The sequence below is a fragment of the uncultured Winogradskyella sp. genome, from assembly GCF_937958655.1.
Lineage (GTDB): Bacteria > Bacteroidota > Bacteroidia > Flavobacteriales > Flavobacteriaceae > Winogradskyella.
On record NZ_CALGNH010000078.1, the window covers coordinates 1 to 22,952 of the forward strand.

At 32.5% G+C, this 22,952-nt stretch carries 25 protein-coding genes and 1 pseudogene; 14 read left to right on the forward strand and 12 right to left on the reverse strand.

Going from position 1 to position 22,952, the window contains the following annotated elements; translation table 11 throughout:
• The 6 genes and pseudogenes from Q0800_RS13005 to Q0800_RS13030 form a co-directional block, all read left to right on the forward strand.
• Positions 1-556, forward strand: a pseudogene (locus tag Q0800_RS13005) (hypothetical protein); the annotation flags it as partial.
• 17 nt (positions 557-573) lie between these two features.
• A complete protein-coding gene (locus Q0800_RS13010; RefSeq protein WP_299130521.1) occupies positions 574-1,062 on the forward strand; it encodes a YdeI/OmpD-associated family protein in 489 nt (162 codons plus the stop codon).
• 61 nt (positions 1,063-1,123) lie between these two features.
• A complete protein-coding gene (locus Q0800_RS13015) occupies positions 1,124-1,702 on the forward strand; it encodes a superoxide dismutase family protein (protein WP_299130522.1) in 579 nt (192 codons plus the stop codon).
• A 93-nt stretch (positions 1,703-1,795) separates the two neighbouring features.
• On the forward strand, positions 1,796-2,323 hold the full coding sequence (locus Q0800_RS13020; protein ID WP_299130617.1) for a sigma-70 family RNA polymerase sigma factor: 528 nt from the start codon (positions 1,796-1,798) through the stop codon (positions 2,321-2,323).
• 1 nt (position 2,324) lies between these two features.
• Positions 2,325-3,119: an anti-sigma factor gene (locus Q0800_RS13025; protein ID WP_299130523.1), complete on the forward strand. Its 795-nt coding sequence runs from the start codon at positions 2,325-2,327 to the stop codon at positions 3,117-3,119.
• 106 nt (positions 3,120-3,225) lie between these two features.
• Entirely contained in the window at positions 3,226-3,756 is a 531-nt protein-coding gene (locus Q0800_RS13030) for a sigma-70 family RNA polymerase sigma factor (RefSeq protein WP_299130524.1), read from the forward strand.
• Positions 3,757-3,831: 75 nt separating this feature from the next.
• On the opposite strand, the gene Q0800_RS13035 is transcribed toward Q0800_RS13030, so the two are convergent.
• Positions 3,832-4,251, reverse strand: a complete 420-nt coding sequence (locus Q0800_RS13035) for a hypothetical protein (RefSeq protein ID WP_299130525.1) — start codon at positions 4,249-4,251, stop codon at positions 3,832-3,834.
• A gap of 310 nt (positions 4,252-4,561) precedes the next feature.
• On the reverse strand, positions 4,562-5,494 hold the full coding sequence (locus Q0800_RS13040; protein WP_299130526.1) for a peptidylprolyl isomerase: 933 nt from the start codon (positions 5,492-5,494) through the stop codon (positions 4,562-4,564).
• Positions 5,495-5,601: 107 nt separating this feature from the next.
• Between Q0800_RS13040 and Q0800_RS13045 the strand changes: the two genes are divergently transcribed.
• Entirely contained in the window at positions 5,602-6,024 is a 423-nt protein-coding gene (locus Q0800_RS13045; RefSeq protein WP_299130527.1) for a hypothetical protein, read from the forward strand.
• An 81-nt stretch (positions 6,025-6,105) separates the two neighbouring features.
• Here the strand turns inward: Q0800_RS13045 and Q0800_RS13050 are convergent, their stop codons facing one another.
• Both Q0800_RS13050 and recQ read right to left on the reverse strand, forming a co-directional pair.
• Positions 6,106-6,525 carry a hypothetical protein gene (locus Q0800_RS13050; RefSeq protein WP_299130528.1) on the reverse strand — a complete coding sequence of 140 codons (420 nt, stop codon included), beginning with the start codon at positions 6,523-6,525 and terminating at the stop codon, positions 6,106-6,108.
• Positions 6,526-6,574: 49 nt separating this feature from the next.
• Positions 6,575-8,776, reverse strand: coding sequence for a DNA helicase RecQ (gene recQ / locus Q0800_RS13055; RefSeq protein WP_299130529.1), 2,202 nt, complete (start codon positions 8,774-8,776; stop codon positions 6,575-6,577).
• An 87-nt stretch (positions 8,777-8,863) separates the two neighbouring features.
• Here recQ and Q0800_RS13060 point away from each other — a divergent pair, with 87 nt between their 5' ends.
• From Q0800_RS13060 to Q0800_RS13070, 3 genes are read left to right on the forward strand one after another with little or no spacing between them, the layout of a single operon-like run.
• On the forward strand, positions 8,864-9,829 hold the full coding sequence (locus Q0800_RS13060; RefSeq protein ID WP_299130530.1) for a KpsF/GutQ family sugar-phosphate isomerase: 966 nt from the start codon (positions 8,864-8,866) through the stop codon (positions 9,827-9,829).
• Positions 9,829-10,659: a twin-arginine translocase subunit TatC gene (gene tatC, locus Q0800_RS13065; protein WP_299130531.1), complete on the forward strand. Its 831-nt coding sequence runs from the start codon at positions 9,829-9,831 to the stop codon at positions 10,657-10,659. Before Q0800_RS13060 ends, tatC begins: the two co-directional genes overlap by 1 nt.
• Position 10,660: 1 nt before the next feature.
• Positions 10,661-11,017: a carboxymuconolactone decarboxylase family protein gene (locus Q0800_RS13070; protein ID WP_299130532.1), complete on the forward strand. Its 357-nt coding sequence runs from the start codon at positions 10,661-10,663 to the stop codon at positions 11,015-11,017.
• Positions 11,018-11,234: 217 nt separating this feature from the next.
• On the opposite strand, the gene Q0800_RS13075 is transcribed toward Q0800_RS13070, so the two are convergent.
• Entirely contained in the window at positions 11,235-11,963 is a 729-nt protein-coding gene (locus Q0800_RS13075; protein WP_299130533.1) for a hypothetical protein, read from the reverse strand.
• Complete coding sequence (locus tag Q0800_RS13080; RefSeq protein WP_299130534.1) at positions 11,917-13,590, reverse strand: hypothetical protein; 1,674 nt, start codon at positions 13,588-13,590, stop codon at positions 11,917-11,919. The genes Q0800_RS13075 and Q0800_RS13080 overlap by 47 nt, the downstream gene beginning before the upstream one ends.
• Positions 13,591-13,719: 129 nt before the next feature.
• Between Q0800_RS13080 and Q0800_RS13085 the strand changes: the two genes are divergently transcribed.
• Positions 13,720-14,085, forward strand: coding sequence for a helix-turn-helix transcriptional regulator (locus Q0800_RS13085; protein WP_299130535.1), 366 nt, complete (start codon positions 13,720-13,722; stop codon positions 14,083-14,085).
• 41 nt (positions 14,086-14,126) lie between these two features.
• Positions 14,127-14,867 (forward strand): LPS export ABC transporter ATP-binding protein, encoded by a 741-nt coding sequence (lptB, locus tag Q0800_RS13090; RefSeq protein ID WP_299130536.1) that lies wholly within the window; start codon positions 14,127-14,129, stop codon positions 14,865-14,867.
• Between the two features lie 7 nt (positions 14,868-14,874).
• On the opposite strand, the gene Q0800_RS13095 is transcribed toward lptB, so the two are convergent.
• The 3 genes from Q0800_RS13095 to Q0800_RS13105 are packed head-to-tail and all read right to left on the reverse strand — an operon-like array spanning position 14,875 to position 16,763.
• The gene (locus Q0800_RS13095; protein ID WP_299130537.1) at positions 14,875-15,171 is read right to left on the reverse strand and encodes a hypothetical protein; all 297 of its coding nucleotides are present in this window, start codon (positions 15,169-15,171) and stop codon (positions 14,875-14,877) included.
• Between the two features lie 5 nt (positions 15,172-15,176).
• The gene (locus Q0800_RS13100) at positions 15,177-15,995 is read right to left on the reverse strand and encodes a tellurium resistance protein TerC (RefSeq protein WP_299130539.1); all 819 of its coding nucleotides are present in this window, start codon (positions 15,993-15,995) and stop codon (positions 15,177-15,179) included.
• A gap of 3 nt (positions 15,996-15,998) precedes the next feature.
• Positions 15,999-16,763 carry a CDP-alcohol phosphatidyltransferase family protein gene (locus Q0800_RS13105; RefSeq protein WP_299130541.1) on the reverse strand — a complete coding sequence of 255 codons (765 nt, stop codon included), beginning with the start codon at positions 16,761-16,763 and terminating at the stop codon, positions 15,999-16,001.
• Between the two features lie 187 nt (positions 16,764-16,950).
• Here Q0800_RS13105 and Q0800_RS13110 point away from each other — a divergent pair, with 187 nt between their 5' ends.
• Positions 16,951-17,985, forward strand: coding sequence for a PorV/PorQ family protein (locus tag Q0800_RS13110; protein WP_299130619.1), 1,035 nt, complete (start codon positions 16,951-16,953; stop codon positions 17,983-17,985).
• Positions 17,986-18,002: 17 nt separating this feature from the next.
• Positions 18,003-19,178: a DUF4105 domain-containing protein gene (locus Q0800_RS13115; protein WP_299130543.1), complete on the forward strand. Its 1,176-nt coding sequence runs from the start codon at positions 18,003-18,005 to the stop codon at positions 19,176-19,178.
• A 2-nt stretch (positions 19,179-19,180) separates the two neighbouring features.
• On the opposite strand, the gene Q0800_RS13120 is transcribed toward Q0800_RS13115, so the two are convergent.
• The 3 genes from Q0800_RS13120 to Q0800_RS13130 are packed head-to-tail and all read right to left on the reverse strand — an operon-like array spanning position 19,181 to position 22,945.
• Positions 19,181-20,575, reverse strand: a complete 1,395-nt coding sequence (locus Q0800_RS13120; RefSeq protein ID WP_299130546.1) for a sugar transferase — start codon at positions 20,573-20,575, stop codon at positions 19,181-19,183.
• 56 nt (positions 20,576-20,631) lie between these two features.
• The gene (locus Q0800_RS13125; protein ID WP_299130549.1) at positions 20,632-21,636 is read right to left on the reverse strand and encodes a glycosyltransferase family 4 protein; all 1,005 of its coding nucleotides are present in this window, start codon (positions 21,634-21,636) and stop codon (positions 20,632-20,634) included.
• Complete coding sequence (locus tag Q0800_RS13130; RefSeq protein WP_299130552.1) at positions 21,596-22,945, reverse strand: O-antigen ligase family protein; 1,350 nt, start codon at positions 22,943-22,945, stop codon at positions 21,596-21,598. The genes Q0800_RS13125 and Q0800_RS13130 overlap by 41 nt, the downstream gene beginning before the upstream one ends.
• Positions 22,946-22,952: the final 7 nt, after the last annotated feature.

Consider the following 22,952-nt stretch of genomic DNA (forward strand, 5'->3'; position numbering starts at 1 on the left):
TTTACATTATGGGGATCAAATGTCTGAAACGACCATTAAAGTAGCTTCAGATCCAAGGTTAAATATTTCGCAAAAGAACATTGATGAAGTTTATGCGGCTTCTAAAGAATTAGAAAAATTGTCACAGACTTTAGCCGATGCTTCAAAGCAGCTCGTTGAGAGTAAAAATATTGCTTCAAAATACCAATCGGATTTAAAAAAGCTGGACAAAGAAAAATATAAAGAGCAGATTAAAGCTTCAGATTCTATCGTAAAATCCATTGATAAACTGCTAGATAAATACTTTGGAAAAGAAGATAAGCGTCAAGGTATTACTCGAAATCCCGAAGTAACAACATTACAACGTCTTGGCACTGCTAGAAGTTATATAAGCGGCAGCCAAACTGGAATTACGTCAACCGAAACTACTTTGGTTAATAATGCCAAAAGTGCGGTAAAGGAGTTATTAAGTGAAACTAATAAATTTTTCAATACGGAATGGAAAACCTATGCAAATGAAATGAAAACTCTGCAAACCAATCCATTTAAAGAAACGAAAACTTTTGGTGTAGATTAAAAATTAAATAAACTGTGATGCTTAAAAGTCAATCTTTTGAAGTAACACTTGCAGATAAACAAAGTATTATTCTGCCAAAAGAACCTATTAAAGATTTTATTAAATGGGATCACAAACGTATTAGAGTTTTGGCGTCGTTTGAAGCTAAAAAAATTGAATTTTATGCAGCACTAAAAAAAGATAAAACAGGATTGTACCGCATATACTTCAGTAAAGCAAAACAAAAGGAGTTAGGCCTCTTTACGAACGATTATTTTCAACTTCAGGTATTTGAAGACCTCTCAAAATACGGTGTTGAGATGTCGGAAGAACTCGAAGCTGTTTTATTAAGTGATGATGAGGCTTACACTATTTTTGAAAATCTTACACCAGGACGACAGCGTAGCATTATTTATACAGTTTCAAGATATAAATCAGCTCAGATGTGTGTTGACAAAGCTTTACTAATAGTATCAAATTTAAAACGTGGTATTAGAGATCCAAAACTTTGGTTAAAGACGAATTAATATCTTTTTTGGTCGTGTACATTTATCTACTTAACTTTACTACAATTAAAATAGTCTAAAAATGAAAAACTTAAAGCTTTTTGTACTGATAATTTCTGTTGTATTTGCAACAGCCTGTAAAGAATCTAAAAAAGAAACTGAAGAAGTTGAAAAAATCGTTGAAGAAATCGTTGAAGAAGCATCTCAAGAAAAAAGATTGTCGGTAACCTTGTCACCTAAAAGCGAAAGTAATGTATCGGGTACCATAAATTTTACCGAAAAAGATGGTAAAGTAATTATGGTTGGTACCATTACAGGTTTAGAAGAAGGTAAACACGCTATTCACTTACACGAAAAAGCAGATTGCTCATCTCCTGATGGAAAATCTTCTGGCGGTCATTGGAATCCTACAGGTCAACCACATGGTGCTTGGGGTGATGATACTGGTTACCATAAAGGTGATATAGGCAATTTTATGACCAACTCAGATGGTAGAGCTACAATCACAAAAACTACAGACGAATGGTGCATTGGTTGTGGTGATAGCACCAAGGACATAATAGGCAAAGCCGTCATTGTACATTTAGGAGTTGATGATTTAAAATCACAACCCTCTGGTGCTGCTGGTGCTCGTGTAGGATGCGCAGGCATTATTGAGTAGATTATTATTACTTAACATATTAAATATTAATAGCTAGAATATTGCAGTTACTTTCTTCCTCATATCTGCGAGAGTCTAAATAAACTGCATATGATAGATTTAGAAACTTTAGTAAAGGAATTTCAAAACAAAGATCAAGTTGCTTTTGAAAAACTTTACAACATGTATGGTGATAGTATACATGGTGTTGTATATAATATAGTAAAAGATAAAGATATTGCTGATGAATTGATGCAAGATGTCTTTATAAAAGCATGGAATAAAGCCGATACATATACTTCAAAAAAAGGACGGTTTTTTACTTGGATATTAAACATAGCACGTAATACAGCTATAGATAAAACACGTTCTAAGGCTTTTAAACAATCAAAGCAAAACCTTAATGCTGATTTTTTCGTAGATATAATAACAAGCAATGAAAATTTAGATAGAAGCACGGATGCTATCGGAATTAAAAAGTTTGTAACCAACCTTGGGCAAAAATGTAAAGAAGTTATTGAGTTACTTTATTTTAAAGGATTTACACAAAAAGAAGCTTCAGAAGAACTACAAATGCCTATTGGTACAATTAAAACAAGAAATAAAAATTGTATTCAACAATTAAGAGATACAATATTATAATATGGATATAAAAGCATACATAGAAACAGGCATATTAGAGTTATACGTAGCTGGCCAACTATCTGATAAAGAAAATCAGGAAGTCTATGAGTTGATGCAACAACATCCTGAAATATTACAAGAGGTTTTAGAGATTGAAGCTGCTGTGGTAAAACTAACAGCTGCTGTATCTCCGCACTCCATAAATTTTGACTCCTTTAAAGGCAAATTAGGACATACAGATACAAGAGTAGTAGACCTTAAACCAAATAAACCTGGTTGGATATCTTATACAGGTTGGGCTGCTTCAATTTTGTTGGCTGGAGGCTTATTATGGACGCTAAATAATAATAAGGAGTTAAAAAAGGAACTTAAGACCGTAGAAACAGAGAATCAATTTCTAGAAATCAAGATCGAGGATACAAAGAAAGATTCTCAGGATAATAAAAACTTACTCAATTCTATAAGAGGTAAAGATATCTTAACCATTCCTCTAGGTGGTCAAGGTGACTATGCATCTACTTATGCTAAAGTGTATTGGAACAAAGAAGATAATACCATTTATTTAGATGGTGAAGGCTTACCAAATGCACCAGAAGGTAAAGTATGGCAAGTGTGGTCCTTAACTTTAAACCCATTAACACCAACTAGTTTGGGCACTATTGACAATTTTAATACTGATGAAAACAAAATCTTTACCATTGCAAATGCTAATGAAAGTCAAGCATTTGGTATTACTTTAGAGCCAAAAGGTGGTAGCGAAAGTCCAACAATGGAACAACTTTATACGCTTGGTGTTGTAAACAGTGTACCCTAAAAACAACCTTTTCTTTAAAGCCGTTTGAAAGGAGTTAAAAGCTTATTGGATTAAGTCCTTTTTAAGTATAAACTGTCCATAGTTTAGCAGAAATTATAAAATTTTCATGTCTAATCTAGACGCTTTAGTATGCGATTTTCAAAATAAAGATCACAATGCTTTTAAAGAGCTTTATGATCTCTATAATAGTAGTATATACGGTATAATATTCAATATTGTAAAAGATAGCTCCATAGCCGAAGAATTAATGCAAGATACTTTTATGAAAGCATGGAGAAAATCAGCATCGTATTCAGCAAAAAAAGGTCGATTTTTTACTTGGTTATTAAATATTGCTAGGAATAGTGCCTTAGATAAAATTAGATCAAAAGATTATAAGAATAACTTAATGAATCTTAATGCAGAGGATTACTCACATTGCATTGAGTGTTCTAAAAATTTAGATAGTTTAACCAACACTATAGGCTTAAAAGATTTTATGTCTGGGTTAAGTGCCAACGATCTCAAGGTAATAGACTTAATTTATTTTAAAGGCTATACCCATAAACAAGCATCCGAATATTTAAAAATACCAATTGGTACTGTAAAGACCAGAAACAGAAACTCTATACGCCAGTTAAGAGTTATGCTTTTATAATTACAATAATTATGAGTATGCTAAGTTTGGCTTACTAAACTACAAACGCTTGTTTTAAAATCGTATTTATTCATCTCATCCTGTAAGAATTTTATTTGTAGCCCATTGATTTGCGGTATCTAAATCTCTAAATCTAACGCTATTGTTGGTGAAAAACAGATTCTCGATAACAGTGTTCATAAAACTATTGCTGTTGTAGCCAATAACGCCATAACCTTTTAGGTTAAACCTGTTACGATAAAACTTTAGCCAGTCCATTGGCTGAACAGAATAAGAATATATTCTGTGAGAGAGGTATATTAAATCTTCTCCGTTAGATTCGGTATATTTGGTAATATCTTCAACAATTACTTTTGCATGGTTATCCCAAGAGAATGTGATTCCTGTTTTTACTTCTGAAACAATATATCTATCAAACAAAAAAACGTCTGCAAAATCGTAATTAAACGTTCTAATAATTTTATCAGAATAGTTTGTATGCCTTATACTTTGCATAAATAAGTTGGTTCTAAGCTACTAATTAATTCCTAAAAACAGTTATTGAAAAAAAAATTAAACTTAAACTTCATTATTTAAGTGCGTTTACTATGTCAGTATTAGAAACTACGATTTCTAGGTATATATACAACACTTGTTCCTTTTGCTAGATAATCATAATTAACCATTATTGTACCAAAAAAAGTCTCACTATTAACAGTAAGACTTTTTAATTTTTTTTGCAGAAAATTGATGAAATATCCTAATTAGTAAGGCATAAGGACTATTCTTAATTTTAAACAATAAGCTTTTATAAAAGCAAGTATAATTATTTAACATCCATCAGTTCTACATCAAAAACTAGTGTAGCATTTGGCGGAATTACACCTCCTGCACCAGCCGAACCATAGCCCAAATCACTTGGTATAACTAATCGTGCCTTATCACCTACATTTAAAAGACAAATACCTTCATCCCAACCAGGAATAACTTGCCCTACTCCGACTTGGAAATCTAATGGTGCATTGCGCTTATAAGACGAATCAAACACTGTTCCGTCTGCTAATTGACCCTTATAATGAACAGAAACCGTATTGCCTTTTTCTGCTTTTTTACCCTCTCCTTGTTGAATGACCTTATAACGTAATCCTGTTTCAGTTTCATCAAAACCAGCTGCCAATTTATCTAACTCAGCTCTTGCTGCGTCGCGCTCTGCAGCCACACGTTTTTCGCGCGCTCCCTCAAACGTTCTAAAGGCTTCTATGGCATTAAATTGTTCTGCTACGTCACCTACTCTAACTATTTCTAAACTATCTATAGTATCGCCTTGTGCAACCGCATCTACAATATCTTGTCCTTCTATAACATTACCAAAAACAGTATGCTTTCCGTCTAACCAAGGGGTCTCAACATGTGTTATAAAAAATTGACTACCATTGGTACCTGGACCAGCATTAGCCATTGATAATTTACCAGGAGCATCGTGTTTTAAATCTGCATGGATCTCATCATCAAATTTATAACCAGGATTTCCTGTCCCTGTTCCTTGAGGACATCCACCTTGTATCATAAAATCTGGTATTACTCTATGAAATTTTAATCCATCGTAATATGGTGTTCCTTGAGGCTTTGCTGAATTCTCCATATTCCCTTCTGCTAAGGCTACAAAATTACCAACTGTACCTGGTGTTTTTTCAAATTCTAAATTAACTACTATTTCTCCTTTTGAGGTATTAAATTTTGCGTATAAACCGTCTTGCATTTTATTTTCTTTTATTTAAGGCTGCAAAGATAGGCAATGATTTATGATTTACGAATTTAGATTTGAGAATTGATTTAATAAGTCTAGATTTGCCCAAAAACGAAACTATGGGCTTTTCATTTTCAAAATTATTTGGAAAAACAGAATCTACACCTAGCGATACTATTGAATCTATTATTGAAGACGTAGAACATAAACCTTATGGTGTTTCTGAGAGTAATGTATTATTTGCTGGTCTTAATGATTTAGGTGGCTACTTCTTTTTTCAAACTGTTATTGTTGGGACACTTAAAGTAAAGCGCAAAAATGGTGCAAAGCTCACCTTTAAAGGAAAGGATTTTGAATTGGTACTAAGCTCTGATTCTCTCGAATTTGAATCTAACCCTACTGGTAATAAGAACCGTTACGCGACTAATATTGATTTTCAGGTTGAAGAATCTGATATTAAACGACTTGAAAAAGCTACACTAAAAGAGATTTTACTAAACGTAAAAGGAAAAGAGATTTTGTTTAGCAGATACACTAAATAAAATTCCTAGCAATTTTTAATCAACAGAGTTCTCAGTAAACTTATATCTAAGATAACTCAATTTTGAAGTCACCTCTTCTCGTTACTTTCTTGATAAAGGATCTACTATAATTTTAATATTCTTAGCTTTGTTAAAGTCTAATACCAAATATTCAAATGTACCACCTGCTTCATCACTGAAGCTTCTTGAGGATTCTATGTGAACTCTTCTTAAATCGCTAAGGTTTCGTTTTCTAACTATAGGTAATACACCATATTTAACTTTCAGTATGCCTTTTGAAAACTCAATCTTTGTTGAGGCATGAAAAATGAAGGCTAACATTACAATTAAAAAAGCAACCAATCCAAGAAATACTTTATTAGATGAATTAATCCACAAAAAACAGACTGCGCTAAATGAACCAATAAAAAGCATAAGTCTTAAAAACGTAGTAAGATTTAGTTTAATACTGTAACCGCGGATTATAACAGTATCTGCATCTACTATTTTATTAGAATTCAATAGTATTTTATTTAAAAAATGTTTGGATTAGCAACAAAAACATTTAAGACTAATTCGCCACCTCACTCATAAATTTAATGCGGTATAATCGGAGTTCGTCATCTTCGTAATCACCATCAAACTCTTCTATGGCATCTGAGATTTTATCACTATCGGATTCCATAAAGTAATCGTGGATTTCTTCTTGTTGGTCTTCATCTAAAACCTCGTCAATCCAATAATTTATATTGAGTTTTGTACCAGAATATACAATGGATTCCATTTCCTTGATAAAATCTCGCATTTCCATTCCTTTTGCGGAAGCAATATCATCTAATGGTAACTTTCTATCTACATTTTGAATGATATATAATTTTAATGCAGAATTGGTTCCTGTAGATTTTACGACCAAGTCATCTGGTCGCATAACGTCATGTTCTTCAACATAATCTGCTATAAGTGTAATAAAGTCTTTACCATATTTTTTAGCCTTACCCTCTCCTACACCATGCACATTAGACAATTCTTCTAATGTAATTGGATATTTTAAAGCCATATCTTCTAATGACGGGTCCTGAAAAATAACAAAAGGCGGTACTCCGAGACGTTTAGCATTACGTTTACGTAAATCTTTAAGCAAGGCCATTAATTGTTCATCTGTTGCGCTACCCCCTCCTTTTGCATTTGTAATAATACCATCATTACTATCTTCATTAAAGACATGGTCTTCTGCCATTAAAAAGGCTATTGGATTTTTAATAAATTCTTTACCCTCCTCAGTTAATCGCAAAACACCGTATGTTTCAATATCCTTTTTTAAATAACCTGCTACTAAAACTTGACGTATTAATGCCATCCAATATCTAGAATCCTTAGCTTTACCTATACCAAAAAATGGTAAGGTATCTGTTTTATGCGATGATATTAAGGCATTGGCTTTACCAACTATTACTTGCACTAAATCTTTAGACTTATATTTTTCGTTAGTTTTAGCTATGGTCTCTAGCAATACTTTTACCTCCTGCTTTGCTTCAACTTGTTTTTTAGGGTTACGAATGTTATCGTCCATATCACCACCTTCACCCGTAGCATTATCAAACTCCTCACCAAAATAGTGTAATATAAATTTTCGTCTAGAAATTGAAGTTTCAGCAAAAGCTACTACTTCTTGCAAAAGTGCATGCCCAATTTCTTGTTCTGCAACAGGTTTACCCGACATAAATTTCTCTAACTTTTCTATGTCTTTATAAGCATAGTAGGCTAAACAGTGGCCTTCTCCTCCATCTCGTCCTGCACGTCCTGTTTCTTGGTAATAGCTTTCTATACTTTTAGGAATATCATGATGAATTACAAAGCGTACATCGGGCTTATCTATTCCCATACCAAAAGCAATGGTAGCAACCACAACATCTGTATCTTCCATTAGGAACATATCTTGGTGCTTCGCTCTTGTTTTGGCATCTAATCCGGCATGATAAGGCACTGCCTTAATACCATTAACTTGTAATACCTGTGCTAATTCTTCTACGCGCTTTCTACTTAAACAATATATAATGCCAGACTTACCTTCATTTTGCTTAACAAAACGGATAATATCTGCATCTACATTCTTAGTCTTTGGACGTACTTCGTAATAAAGATTTGGCCTATTAAATGATGCTTTAAAAGTTACAGCATCACTCATCCCCAAACTCTTTAAAATGTCTTCCTGAACTTTTGGTGTTGCCGTAGCCGTAAGACCAACAATAGGAATATTGTCTCCTATGCGTTTAATTATGGTTTTAAGATTTCTATATTCTGGTCTAAAATCGTGTCCCCATTCACTTATACAATGGGCTTCATCTACAGCCATAAAAGAAATCTGCTGTGTTTTTAAAAAGTCAACATATTCTTCTTTGGTGAGCGATTCTGGTGCCACATATAGCAACTTAGTAGTACCGTTAGTAATATCGTCTTTAACGCGTTTAACTTCGGTTTTGTTCAACGATGAATTTAAAACATGCGCAACACCTTCGTGTTCAGATACGGCTCTTATGGCATCTACTTGATTTTTCATTAAGGCAATAAGTGGCGAAACCACAATGGCTGTTCCTTCCTTCATCAACGCTGGTAATTGATAACAGAGCGATTTGCCGCCACCAGTGGGCATTATCACAAAGGTATTATTACCTGCCAAAACATTTTTTATAACTTCTTCTTGAAGCCCTTTAAATCCCGAAAAACCAAAGTACTTTTTTAGTGCGGAGTGTAAGTCAATTTCTGCAATACTCATTAATCCCTATTAGTATTTTATTTACTTTTGCATAAGTTTAAATATAACAATTTCTTTAAACATAAAAAACACTCTAAAAAATAAATTGTGAACAACCAATCATCAATAACAGCCTTAGCAAAAAGCACTATAAAATTAGAGAGTGAAGCTATAGCAAACTTATCAGATTTAATTACTGATGATTTTGCCAAAGCTGTTGATATTATATACAATTCTAAAGGGCGTGTTATAATCACTGGGATTGGTAAAAGTGCCATTATTGCTAACAAAATTGTGGCAACATTAAATTCTACTGGTACTCCATCGGTGTTTATGCATGCCGCAGATGCGATACACGGAGATTTAGGATTAATCTTAAAAGATGATGTTGTAATTTGTATTTCTAAAAGCGGAAATACGCCTGAAATTAAAGTGTTAGTACCACTTATTAAAAATGCAAATAACAAAATGATTGCCATTACTGGCAATAAAGATTCTTTTTTAGGGCAACACGCAGATTATATTCTTAACACCTTTGTTGCGCAAGAAGCGTGTCCTAACAATTTAGCACCAACAACAAGCACAACGGCCCAATTGGTTATGGGCGATGCTGTAGCCGTGTGTTTATTGGAATTAAGAGGGTTTTCGAGCAAAGATTTTGCAAAATATCATCCTGGTGGTGCATTAGGAAAGCGCCTCTACCTTAGGGTTAACGATTTATCAGCTCAAAACTTAAAACCACAAGTTGGGTTAAATGCAAGTCTTAAAGATGTTATTGTTGAAATTACTGAGAAAATGCTAGGAGTTACTGCTGTTGTTAAGGATGGTAATATCCTTGGCATTATTACAGATGGAGATTTAAGACGTATGCTTAGTAAGGGTAACGATTTTGCTAATTTAACTGCACAAGATATAATGAGCAATAATCCGAGGCGTATAGCATCCGATGCTATGGCTGTTGATGCTAAAGAATTGATGGAAGAATTTGGAATTTCGCAACTATTAGTTGAACATAATGGCAACTATAGCGGTGTGGTACATTTACACGATTTAATAAAAGAAGGCATTATATAATGGCAAATAAAAATATTAATGAAATGTCTTTTTTAGACCATCTTGAAGATTTAAGATGGCATTTAATTAGAGCAACTTTAGGTATTGTAGTGGCCGCCACTATTGCTGCTATATTTTACAAATTTATTTTTGACGTTATCATTTTTGGACCAACCAAAATGGACTTTCCTACGTATAATGGGTTATGCCAAGTTTCAAAATTATTAGGCATTGACGATACCACATTTTGCGCTGACAAATTTCCATTTAAAATTCAAAACCGTACTGTTGCAGGTCAGTTTTCTGCTCATATTTGGACCTCTATATACGCTGGTTTTATTGTAGCGTTTCCTTATGTGCTTTATCAATTATGGAGTTTTATTAGTCCTGGCTTAAGAGACAATGAACGTAAAAGCTCTAGAGGGTTTTTAGTGGTAGCATCTCTTTTATTTTTTACTGGTGTACTTTTTGGCTATTACATTATTACGCCTTTATCTATTAACTTTTTAGCTAATTATCAGATCAGTGAATTAATATCTAATGAGTTTGATATTAGCTCTATAATAGCCATTGTGCGTTCTTCGGCTATAGCCTCTGGCTTTGTTTTTGAGCTGCCTATTCTCATCTATTTCTTAACTAAAATAGGAATGGTAACTCCAAAATTCTTAAGAAAATACAGAAAGTATGCATTGGTTATTGTCCTTATTTTATCGGCTGTTATTACTCCACCAGACATTGCTAGCCAGGTTATAGTTGCTATACCAATACTAATATTATATCAAATAAGTATATATATTTCTGCCGTTGTAGTAAAAAATCAATCCCGATCAGTCGGGAGTAAACAAAAATAATATGTCTGATATCGTCAAAGAATTTAACGAGTATCGTTCTAAAATGAACGATAAAATTTTAGCAGATAACAATAAAATTGTAAAACGTATTTTTAATTTGGACACCAATGCGTTTGCTGAAGGCGTTCTTAATAAAAAAACAAAAGAACTTCTGGGATTGGTAGCTTCTGCTGTTTTACGTTGTGACGATTGTGTAAAATACCATTTAGAAGCGTCTTATAATGAAGGCTTATCTAAAGCAGAAATAAGTGAAGCCTTAGGTATTGCAACGTTAATTGGAGGTACTATTGTAATTCCGCATTTAAGGCGTGCTCATGAGTATTGGGAAGCTCTTGAAGAGCATCATAATCAAGGTTGAATTTTCAACTCATTATATATTGTATATATTATGAATGAATGATGAATAAAGTTTTTTTTAAAACTTCAATAGCAAAAAAGAATCCCATTTGAAGTTTCAAATAGGATTCTAAAGTAATTTATTATTTAAACTTAACTACTCTCTTAATCTTAGTGAAATTATCATAAAGTTAAGTTTTTATTCGTTATTTAGTTTCAAATTACTATCTCTATGCTTATTAATTTTGAGTTTTTTCTTGTTTAGATTTAATTAATTTAAATGAACCTAACTTTTCATTTGATAAAGTAATTTCAGTCTTATCAATTTTTTCAATCTTATATCTTACAGTTTCATCTTTTATTGCTCTTGGATGTGAAAAACCAATGACTTCAGATGCATTCATAAATACAACTATATCATAATTTGCATTAGTATCTAACAAAATAGTATGCTTTGCAAAGAAAGGTGCTTCAATATGTAACTTAAAACTTTCCTTAATATCACTTTTGCTAAATCTTAAGGTAGCCTCACCATTATTATCTGTATTTATTGATTTGTACTGGGGAAATGAATAAATACTTGTATTTGAAATCGGTTCTTTTTCAAAATCATAAACTTTTAAAGTTATTTGTAGTGAGTCATTGGTGTTAAAATACTTTTTCTCTTTATGATAACTCTCATGCTTCAGTTCAGTCAAATCATAATTTAAAGTCAAAGAGTCTTTATTTATAAAATAGTGTCCTTTTCCGTAGGATGATATCCCAGTATCATTACCAGATTTAAATTTGAATATTCCTAATTCATCAAACTCGTAAGTCTTAAAAAAAGACTGTGTTCCGTCTGTATAAATATATTTGCCATTGAATACGTCTTGACCATAGAGACTATGATGAAGTAAAAATTGGACTATAAAAACAATATTAATTACAGTTTGTACCTTGCGCATCGTTATTACCTTTTGTTTCATTAAATACAATAAGTGCTATATTTTGCCTGTCAGAAGAACTTGGAACATTTTCTACAAATGTATCGGTTTCAGCCATTATTACACCTTCTTGATTTGTTTGAAATAATCCACCCCATCCCATAGAGTAATAATAATCCCATCCTAAAGCACCACCTGTTCCATAATCTCTATCCCATTCATATAAAGCGTATGCAATGGCATTTACATACTGTCCCATAAACTCATGATGAAATGTATTTAAATCGGTAAAGCCGTTATCGATAGCAAATTGTCTTAATTTATCTCTAAGTGAGTTATTTTCAAATCCAGAATAATTATAATAAACACTGTTCAAATAAGCATGTATTAATTCATGAATCATTGTCCTTGCTATTGATAGTTTAGTAGCTTCTGCTAAATAAGAATTATTGAGGGTCGTTGTTGTAATTACAGTATAAGCACTCCCACCATCATAATCTTGATTTTGTATTGTGTACTGAACCGAGTCACTGTTATTAAATAATAAAAGTATAGTCTCTGAAAAATTAAGTATAATATTTGCGCCAACTGGATCTGTTGGAGGTAAACTTACTTCTGGACTCAGGACATCATCTTCATAAATTCCTTCTTCTAATTCATTAAAAATTTGCCTAGCACAAGGATTGGTTAATTTATTTATGTTTTGTAATTCAAAATCTACCTCATCACCGTTTTCAATAGCATCCAAGGCAATACTTACAAAGTTATTAGCCTGACAAGAGTTATCATTTATACTAAGATAAGTATTAATTTGATTAATAAGATTGGAATCTTCTAAATCATTTATTCGTGAGGCCAAAGAAGTATCGATTTGACATTCAATTTCTTCTAAATCACTATTACAATCATAATTCGGATCTATCATTTGCATTTGTATGCATCTATCTACTGGGACAACACCAATGTCATCACTGTCATTAGATCCACCACCTCCACCTCCGGCATTACCAGGCTCACCAGGAGTGATGCTTTCATCAGGCATACAAGTTGTCACCCAAGCCCCAGAACATTCTCGATAAGCGACCTGATCTCCATTGTCACAAGACTGACCTGGACCATGTGATCCATCACCACCACCAACACCGCAATAATAATCGATACAATTTTGATTTGGATCCCAATGCGTTACTGGATAACCATCTGGGCATCCTGTTTTCTGTAAAATGGATAAATCGCCTGACACTGCTTCTGCGGTAATAGCATCCATATTATATTGATAAGAATTGAGGCCAAGTAAAGGATATCTCACTAACATTTGGTGCACTCTGTCATCGTTATAAAACGTTACAACATAGTTGTGAAGTGCATTGGTATCAATACTATCTTTTTCGGCAATAAAAGTATAGCTTACATAATCTTCTGCTTCAATGGTTTGTACAAAGTTAGTATCAATGGTAAAATTGTAGCCATTATCCGTATTGTTTTTCTCTGCAGAAAACAGCGAAGAAACCTTTTGTATTTTTTTAGAGTGCTTTATCCGCTTTAATTTGGTATAATAGCCTTTTAAAATTGAGTCTTGTTCTGGGGCTACTTCTTCATCTCTTTCACAAGAGAATGAAATAACCATTAATGCTATACAAACTATAACACTTAAAAATTTGTTGTTCATAATTTATATTGATTTAATAGTTACATTGCTATAATTATAAATCAATTCTTAAGGGATGTATAAAACTAACCAAATCGTCATATAGAATTAAGCAGAATATTGCTGTTTTTAAGCAAAATATTAATAATTATGACCTTAGGCACAAAAATAAGACACTTTAGACAAGATAAAGGTATATCGCAGTTAGAATTAGCAGAACTTTTAGATATTGCACAAACTACAGTATCTAATTTTGAATCCGACAAAACTGTACCTGATATAAAAATGATTGATAAAATGAGTAAAGTATTAGATAAAAACATAACAGATTTTTTATCTAGCGAGACAAATCATTTTATTAATGAAGGACAGAAAGGCGGTATGACCTTTCAAAACATTGGAAAAATAAAAACTGTAAATGGCCTTTCAGAAAAACTTATCGAACAATATGAAGTTCGTATCAAAGAAAAAGACGATTTAATTAAATTGTTAAAAGAACAGTTAAAACTAAAGTAACACGTTTAAAAATATCTATTTTAGCCATCTAAGAGAGCGATATGAAACTACGTGCAGAAAATTTAATGAAGTCCTATAGTGGACGAAAAGTAGTAAAAGATGTTTCTCTAGAAGTTAATCAGGGAGAAATCGTAGGTTTATTAGGCCCTAACGGAGCTGGTAAAACAACATCCTTTTATATGATTGTAGGTATTATAAAACCAAATGGTGGTAATATCTATCTAGAGAATACTAACATTACCAAATTCCCTATGTACAAGCGTGCACAAAATGGTATTGGTTATTTAGCACAAGAAGCTTCAGTGTTTAGAAAATTGAGTATAGAAGATAATATTTTAAGTGTACTGCAACTCACTAAATTAAGTAAAAAACAACAGCACGAAAAAATGGAGTCGTTGATTGAAGAATTTGGTTTAGGACACATACGCACTAACCGTGGCGACTTATTATCTGGTGGTGAGCGACGACGTACAGAAATTGCACGAGCCTTAGCTACAGATCCAAATTTTATTCTTTTAGATGAGCCTTTTGCTGGTGTAGATCCGGTGGCGGTAGAAGATATTCAGCGTATTATAGCCAAACTCACCAAAAAGAATATTGGCATCCTAATAACAGATCATAACGTACAAGAGACATTAGCTATTACCGATAGAACGTATTTAATGTTTGAAGGTGGCATCCTAAAAGCAGGTGTTCCAGAAGAATTAGCCAGTGATGAAATGGTCCGTAAAGTATATCTCGGTCAAAATTTTGAGCTTCGTAAAAAGAAGTTAGAATTTTAAAACTACCTTATTTTAATCTTTTAAACATTCTATATACTACATACAAAGCAGCCGCTTGTATAGCTGTATTGAGCACCCAAAAGAGTAAAGAAACAAGTATACCTTCACCAGAATAAAATGGCAAATTAGGGCTTATTATACCTATTGGTAAGCTTATAACAGTAATTATTGGTTCTGTGATAGACGCTAAAAGATTATCTCCTTTTGCAAAAAATGCATCAACCAAAACAATAACTAATTGTATTGCTAGTAGCATAAAGAATATTCTAAAAAAAGGTTTTCGCTTTCTTTTAATTATTTTCATGGTTTCTATTTTTTTGAGCTGTTAGTTAACTCTTCTTTAATTATTTTTTTCTGATAACGCCCTTGGACAATATCTACAATTACCAATACAACAATCACAAAATAAAATGTGGTTTTACTCATGGGTACAATTTCATTTCCAAAAATCTTGAGATGAGCTAAATGACCACCCTCAGTCACCAACATAATACCAACTATAAATAGAATGAAAAGCCCTAAGACTTCATACATTCTGTTTTTTGCTAAAAATGATGAAATCTTATCTGCAAGTAATAGCATTAATAAACCACTAAATACTATAGCTATTGCCATAACAATAAAAGCTGTTGTAGAATTTTCAATATCACTCGTAAGACCTATAGCGGCTAAAATAGAGTCAAAAGAAAAAACCAAATTCATAATAACAATACTCACAATAGCTGCATTGGCCGATTTACCACGTTTGGGATTATCTACACCATCTACAATCTGCGTTAAATCTGAAGTTGAGATCATATGCCAAATTTCTTTAATGGCTGTGTAGATTATAAAACCACCACCAATTAAAACTATAATACTATGACCATTAAACGAAAAATCTAAAACATCATCTATTTTACCTGTTAAAAAGGAAAAGGGCTCTTGAAAATATTCTATAACTGAAACCAATACAAATAGCAAAACAATTCGTAAAGCAATAGCTATAAGAATGCCAACTTTTCTAACTCTTTTTTGATCTTCTAAGGGTGCCTTTTTAGATTCTAATGATATATAAAGTAAATTATCAAAACCCAAAACAGCTTGTAACATCACAAGCATTAAAAGTGTAAAAATAGCTTCTGCCATGGTTTAATTTTCTTTTTTAAGTCTATTGGTTGTATCCATTAGAGACAAGACAATATATGTTACTATTACTAATGGTATAGCAATAAATTTTAAAGTAATTAATAGTATAATACTTAGGATTAGAAATACGTAACGGATGGTATTATCCTTAAAATTCCAACTTTTAAATTTTAGAGCAAATAATTTAATATTTGAGTTGAGTAAATAACAACTTAATAGTGTTAAGCCCACTAAAAACCACTTATTTAAAATTATTGAACTTATAAAATTAGTATTTTGATAGGCTAGGATAAGCGGTAAGGCCAATATAACTAATGTATTTGCCGGAACCGGAAGTCCTTTAAAATACGCTTGTTGATCTTCATCAATATTAAATTTTGCCAAACGATAAGCGGAAGCCAAGGTAATTAATAAGCCAAATAGCGGTAAGTACGAAATTTTAAATTTGCTCCATGTCATAGACTCACTCCAACTATCCTCAAATACTACAAAATCGTTAACACCAATAGATAATGCTATCAGTTTTAACATTATTATACCAGGAACAACACCACTTGTTATAAGATCCGCAAGCGAATCTAACTGAATACCTAGAGGACTCTGCACGTTTAACTTTCGGGCCAGTAAACCATCAAAAAAATCAAAGAATATACCTAAGCACACAAATATAGAAGCCGCTATAAAATGGTTATTTACAGCAAAAATTACTGCAATACACCCACACAATAAATTAAGTAGTGTTACAACATTTGGAATATGTCGCTTCATATTTGGCGTTAATTAGAAGTTGTAAAAATAATAAAGTATTTGAGCTAATGTTAATTTATTTAACAAATCCACCAAAAAAGAAAACAATAAGATGTGCTTTTTGAAGTTATTTAGATAGAAAATATTGTGCATCTTTGTAAAAAAATTGTTGTTGAAAAATTACCTTGTAATTCTCTTAACGCTAGCTATGCTATTTGTTTCGGGTCAATCTACCAGAAAATATTCTAATGAATTTATGAATATTGGTGTTGATGCTGCAGCACTAGGCATGAGCAATGCTGTGGTATCACAAACCAGTGATGTTAATTCTGGTTACTGGAATCCTGCCGGTTTAGTGCACCTAGAAGACAATCAAATTGCATTAATGCACTCTAGTTATTTTGCCAATATTGCCAACTACAATTATATAGGCTATGGCATGCCTTTAGATGATAGAAGTGCCGTTGGCATCTCACTTATTAGATTTGGTGTAGACGATATTTTAGACACCACTCAATTAATAGATGACGAAGGTAATATTAACTATGATAGAATAAATACATTTTCTACAGCAGACTATGGTCTCACATTTTCTTATGCTAGGAAATTGCCTTTAGATGGTTTAAACTTTGGCGTTAATGCTAAGGTTATAAGACGAATTATAGGAGATTTTGCATCTTCTTGGGGATTTGGATTAGACGCTGGCATACAATTTGAAAATCAGTCTGGCTGGAAATTTGGACTTATGGCTAGAGATATTACAACTACATACAATGCGTGGTCCATTAACGAAGAAAAGTTTGAACAAATTAGTGGTGCTGTTGATGGCCAAAACCAGGAGTTACCAGAAACTACAGAAATAACCATACCTAAACTTCAATTGGGATTTTCTAAAAAGTGGATTTTTCATTACGACTATTCTTTAGAAACTGCGGCTAATTTGAATGTGCGATTTGAAGAAAACAACGACATTATCTCCACGTCCTTTGCCAGTATTAGTCCAGCAATTGGATTTGAGTTTGGTTATACAGATTTAGTATTCTTAAGAGGTGGTGTTGGTAATTTTCAGAACGAATTACAGATAGACAATTCTGAAGACTTAACCTTTCAGCCTAATTTTGGAGTTGGTTTTAAATACAAGGGCATTCAAATAGATTATGCGTTTACAGATATTGGCGACCAAAGTGCTGCACTTTATTCTAATGTGTTTTCACTAAAGATAGACTTTAGTATATTTAGGTAATCAATACTCAAAATCTTATGCAGATAAAGTTACGCTTATCATTTTATCTTATTTTATTTATCTCGTTTTTTAGCTTCGGACAAGGGTTTAAACTGTCTGAAAACGCTAGAATCTCTGTGCTAACATTTGGGCCTGGTCATTCGCTTAATGATGCCTTTGGGCATAGTGCCTTTAGGATTAATGACCCTACTAAAGGTTTAGATCTGGTATACGGTTATGGCGAATATGATTTTGATGCTCCTAATTTCTATCTAAAATTTGCGCGTGGCAAACTCAATTATCTTATTAGTAGACATAATTATTCTGATGTCTACTATCATTATTCTAGCTACGACAGAAGTATTAGTGAGCAAATATTAAATTTATCATTTTTAGAAAAACAAAAACTATTTAGCGCCTTAGAAAACAATTACAAGCCTGAAAACAGACGCTATCTCTATGATTTTTTCTATGATAATTGTGCTACACGGATTAGAGATGTTACACAATCTAATACGGCAAGCACTATAAATTTTACCGCACCTAACAAATTAAAAAACAGCAGTTTTAGAGATTTAATCTACGAACATGTTCCTAAAAATTCTTGGGGAAGTTTAGGTATTGATATCGCTTTAGGATCTCTAATAGACAGAGAGGTTTCGGCTAGAGAGTATATGTTTTTACCTAAATATATTAGTCGTTTTTTTGCTGATGCTACTATGGGCAACGGTAAAAAATTAGCACAGCAAAAAACTATATTGTACAAAGAAAAGGAAACTAAAAAATCGTCAAATGGCTTTCTTAGCCCACTTGTTATCCTAGGTGTTTTAGGTTTTTTAATACTCTATTTAACTTATAAGGATTATACCTCTAATAAAAGAACGAAATGGCTAGACACCTTACTTTTGTTTTGTACTGGCAGTATTGGTGTTTTGTTACTTTTACTATGGTTTGCTACCGACCACACCGCTACGAATTATAATTATAATTTACTATGGGCATTTCCTCTAAATCTAATTTTAATTAGACCATTATTAATGGTAAAGGTTAAAAATTGGGTGAGAGCCTTCTTAAAGTTTTTAATGATTTCACTTTGCTTAATGACCTTGCATTGGATTATTGGAGTTCAGGTATTTGCAGTAGGTTTAATACCAATACTAATTGCACTTATTGTAAGGTATCTTTTTATTCTACAGCATATAACAACAAAATAGCCTTATTGCCCTCTGTAGTATAGAATAGTGCTTAAGGTTTTTATAGAAATGCTAAAGTCTAAAAAAATACTTCTATGCTTTATATAATACAAATCATACTGAAGCTTTGTTAAGCTATCGTCTATAGAAGATCCATATCTGGTATTTACTTGTGCCCAGCCTGTTAAACCTGGTTTAATAATGTGTCTAGTTTCATAAAAAGGAATGATCCGAGATAGCTCGTTTACAAAAAAAGGACGTTCTGGCCTTGGACCAATAACACTCATGTCGCCTTTTAAAACATTATAAAATTGAGGAATTTCGTCTAACCGAGAACGTCTTAAAAACCTACCGAATGCCGTAACACGATTGTCATTTTTTTTAGCCCATTTTACACCATCAATCTCTGCATCTACAATCATGGTTCTTAGCTTTAAGATTCTAAAGGATTTGCTGTTTTTTCCTACACGCTCCTGAGAATAAAATAATGGCCCTCTGTTGCCAAAAATGTTTCCTATTAAAACAAATGGTATAATTAGCACACACGCAATAAGTCCAAAAATGGCAAAAACAATATCAAAAGCTCTTTGAAAAAAGATGTAAAGTTTATTCTCATTACTTCTACTAAACGGAAAGTATTTATAAAAATCTTTACCTACAAACTGAACAGGCACTCTATGCAAAAGTTCTTCATAAACTTGTGAGTAATCTCGGATTTTAAATCCACGCTCCATTAACAGCATAAGATCATGATACACCTCAGAAACCATGGCATCCATATTAAAATTGGCTACAATAACCTCAGAAATACGTTCTTTAATAATGATTTCTAAAAAATCATCGGGTTTAAATTCTTTAAGACCCTTATATTTTACTGATAAGTCATTTATTTCTTCACTATTAATAAAACCAACTATTTTATAATTTGGATCTGAGCTATCCAAGGCTTCAATTAGACTTTCAATATTAGAGATCTCTGCCACCAATAAAATACGTTTGTAGAAACGAGGCGATTCAATAAGGGTAATATAGAGTACCCTCCATAGAAATACTGAAATTATAATTGTAAGATAAAAATAGAGAATTTGAATTCGTTCTTCTGGCAAATACGGTGATAGAAATGGTGTAAGCAGATAGAAAAGCACTACAATAGAGGCCATTAATACAACATTTTTAAAGGATGTATCTAGTTTACTTGCTTTTTGGAGATCGTAGAGTTCAAAAATGGTTCCAAAAACTGTAACGTAAATCCCAAGTAGCAACAAGGCTGTTAAATTCTGTGAGTTAACCTGTACGTAATCGAAATCTAAAAAAAGGTTTAAACAGTAGAGACTAAGAAATACCATAAATAAGTCCACGACCCTAAGAAGAATCTTGCGTTCTGAAACTTCAAAGTGTATACCTTTTTTATGCTTCATTATAAGGAAAAAGCTTTGCGTAAATATAGTAAGTCTCTAGGATTTATTTACAATTTTCACTGTAAAACCGATAGCCAGCGTATCTTTACGTTATCCCAATCAAAGTGTTCCGCCTTTCTTCTAGCATTTTGAATGGTTTTTATTCTCATAGTATCATTCTCTACCAAGTAAATAATTTGATCTACCATAGCTTTTAAATGCGCTTTAGGCACCAATAAACCGTCTACTTTGTCCGATATTAAATAAGGAATTCCTCCCACATTGGTTGAAACTATAGGTAACCCAAGAGCCATAGCTTCAATTAAGCTAACAGGTGTATTATCTAAGTTTGTGGTGTTAATAAAGATATTACTACGACCCGATAATTGTATCCATTCTTTTTTAGATAATTTTCCTGTAAAATTAACATCTAGGTTATGTTGTTTTGCATAATCTTTGGCAAGAGATAATGATCCATCTACCTCTGGACCAATCATAGTAAGAGAAGCTTCATAATTTTTGGCTAACAAATCTTTTAACACACTTATGGCGAGATTAGGATTGTAAATGGACGAAAATGAACGTACCCAAAGTAGTTTTATAATCTCAATAGGTCTATCTGTAAAAGGGTAGTCTTTTAATTCTATAAAATTTGGTATATATATAACCTCATAGTTATACTTTTCGAAAACTGTTTTTAGAAAGTTAGAAGGAGCCACAAGCTTATAAGCATTGTTAAAAATCAAACGACTTAACTTAGGATTGTTCTGCAATCTGTGCTCTAGGTTTCCTCCATGTAGTATGGGAATATAATTGAGTTTAAAAAATCTACATATTTGGCTGATAATTAGCGCATAATAAAAATTAGTGGTACTATAAGTATCTATTAAAACAAAATCTGTTTTAAAGGGATTTCTTAACACTAAAAATATCATATCTAATAGTCTAAGTACCTTGTTAGATTTGTTAGAAGCTACTTTAACTGAGCATATCTCCTTCAGTTTTTTACCTAAAGTCTCTATTGTAGTTATTGTTCTACCTTTATGCGATAGCGCGTTTCCTATGTATAGGACGTTTTTCATAAATTACATTTAAAAGTGCCAAGGCATATATAAAACCAGGTGCAGCTATTCGCATTGCCGAATGATTGATGGTAGCAAACCAAAATACTAAAAACGCATAAAAAAAGTAGTTTCTTCTATTATTAATGCGATATACTAATGGCACACCTATTAAAATTAAAAGCATAATAATTCCTAAAGTTCCATGCTCAGATAACATTCGGCTTAATTCGTTGTGAGTTGCTATTACTCTTCCTTCAGTAACTTTTCTTAATTCTTTCATACCACTTGCTCCTACTCCAAAAAAAGGTTCATTAATAAACCCCTCTAACTCACCTAAGAATAAATCTACGCGTCCTGCCGAAACATCTTCTTTTAGTTTACCACTAGCATCTTGGTTGGCATAACGCTTATCTATTAACCCACTTGTTTGGGTAGAACTTATAACCCATGTTAAGCCCGATGCTACCAAAACAGCAATAAATGATATACTTACTATCCGCTTATTCTTAACACTAGCTCTAAAGTAAAACACTCCTAAAAACGCAAAAATCATTAAAATAGCCGTAAGAACTCCACCTCTACTAAACGTTATAATACCTCTGTAGCTCATAAGTGCAAATAGTACAAGATTAATAATTCTACACGTAGTATTCTTGGAGTTTATAAAGAAAAAAATACTAAATATAAACATACCAAGACCCAGAATAGTAGCGACTTGATTTGGCCCAAACCCCCCAGACGCTGCAAAATTAGATGCTGTTCCTCTAAATATATCCTCTAAACTAACTGTGTATAAAAAGACATAAGCGGTAAGACTTACAATAGGAAGTCCTAAATAAAGTAAGATATCCAAGAGTTGCTTAAAACTTATTTTTTTATCATAACAATAGAGCGCTGATATTCCTAAACATATAGGCCCACTTAATACAAAAGCAACATTGGTTCTTAAATTAGAATCAAAACCAATGGTAGAAGATGCTATAACAATAGACGGAATTAATAAAAATAAAAATATCACGTAAGGGTAAGAGCCATTAGAAAGCCCTCGGTAATACATACCAATAAGCATAAATAAAATAACAAAATATTTAGCAGATTCATAAAATAAACCAGCGTGTGTCATTCTAAATAAAATCTCGGCACCAACCACATAAGCACAGCCTTTTAATACAGCTATAGTCTTTTTTTTTGGCGGAACTGAAATAATTTGAAATAGAAAATAGCCAATAACTCCAAAGAAAAATATACGCGGTACAAACGGAACAGAATGAACTACTATTCCTAAGAGAATGTGTGCTACTATTTTTGTAGGATAATTAAAATTCAAAACGCTG

Bases quoted from the DNA above. Each gene is read 5' to 3' on its own strand.
- Q0800_RS13010 (WP_299130521.1), top strand. From the start codon at position 574: ATGCTTAAAAGTCAATCTTTTGAAGTAACACTTGCAGATAAACAAAGT.
- Q0800_RS13015 (WP_299130522.1), top strand. From the start codon at position 1,124: ATGAAAAACTTAAAGCTTTTTGTACTGATAATTTCTGTTGTATTTGCA.
- Q0800_RS13025 (WP_299130523.1), top strand. From the start codon at position 2,325: ATGGATATAAAAGCATACATAGAAACAGGCATATTAGAGTTATACGTA.
- Q0800_RS13030 (WP_299130524.1), top strand. From the start codon at position 3,226: ATGTCTAATCTAGACGCTTTAGTATGCGATTTTCAAAATAAAGATCAC.
- Q0800_RS13035 (WP_299130525.1), bottom strand. From the start codon at position 4,251: ATGCAAAGTATAAGGCATACAAACTATTCTGATAAAATTATTAGAACG.
- Q0800_RS13040 (WP_299130526.1), bottom strand. From the start codon at position 5,494: ATGCAAGACGGTTTATACGCAAAATTTAATACCTCAAAAGGAGAAATA.
- Q0800_RS13045 (WP_299130527.1), top strand. From the start codon at position 5,602: ATGGGCTTTTCATTTTCAAAATTATTTGGAAAAACAGAATCTACACCT.
- recQ (WP_299130529.1), bottom strand. From the start codon at position 8,776: ATGAGTATTGCAGAAATTGACTTACACTCCGCACTAAAAAAGTACTTT.
- tatC (WP_299130531.1), top strand. From the start codon at position 9,829: ATGGCAAATAAAAATATTAATGAAATGTCTTTTTTAGACCATCTTGAA.
- Q0800_RS13070 (WP_299130532.1), top strand. From the start codon at position 10,661: ATGTCTGATATCGTCAAAGAATTTAACGAGTATCGTTCTAAAATGAAC.
- Q0800_RS13075 (WP_299130533.1), bottom strand. From the start codon at position 11,963: ATGAAACAAAAGGTAATAACGATGCGCAAGGTACAAACTGTAATTAAT.
- Q0800_RS13080 (WP_299130534.1), bottom strand. From the start codon at position 13,590: ATGAACAACAAATTTTTAAGTGTTATAGTTTGTATAGCATTAATGGTT.
- Q0800_RS13085 (WP_299130535.1), top strand. From the start codon at position 13,720: ATGACCTTAGGCACAAAAATAAGACACTTTAGACAAGATAAAGGTATA.
- lptB (WP_299130536.1), top strand. From the start codon at position 14,127: ATGAAACTACGTGCAGAAAATTTAATGAAGTCCTATAGTGGACGAAAA.
- Q0800_RS13095 (WP_299130537.1), bottom strand. From the start codon at position 15,171: ATGAAAATAATTAAAAGAAAGCGAAAACCTTTTTTTAGAATATTCTTT.
- Q0800_RS13100 (WP_299130539.1), bottom strand. From the start codon at position 15,995: ATGGCAGAAGCTATTTTTACACTTTTAATGCTTGTGATGTTACAAGCT.
- Q0800_RS13105 (WP_299130541.1), bottom strand. From the start codon at position 16,763: ATGAAGCGACATATTCCAAATGTTGTAACACTACTTAATTTATTGTGT.
- Q0800_RS13110 (WP_299130619.1), top strand. From the start codon at position 16,951: ATGCTATTTGTTTCGGGTCAATCTACCAGAAAATATTCTAATGAATTT.
- Q0800_RS13115 (WP_299130543.1), top strand. From the start codon at position 18,003: ATGCAGATAAAGTTACGCTTATCATTTTATCTTATTTTATTTATCTCG.
- Q0800_RS13120 (WP_299130546.1), bottom strand. From the start codon at position 20,575: ATGAAGCATAAAAAAGGTATACACTTTGAAGTTTCAGAACGCAAGATT.
- Q0800_RS13125 (WP_299130549.1), bottom strand. From the start codon at position 21,636: ATGAAAAACGTCCTATACATAGGAAACGCGCTATCGCATAAAGGTAGA.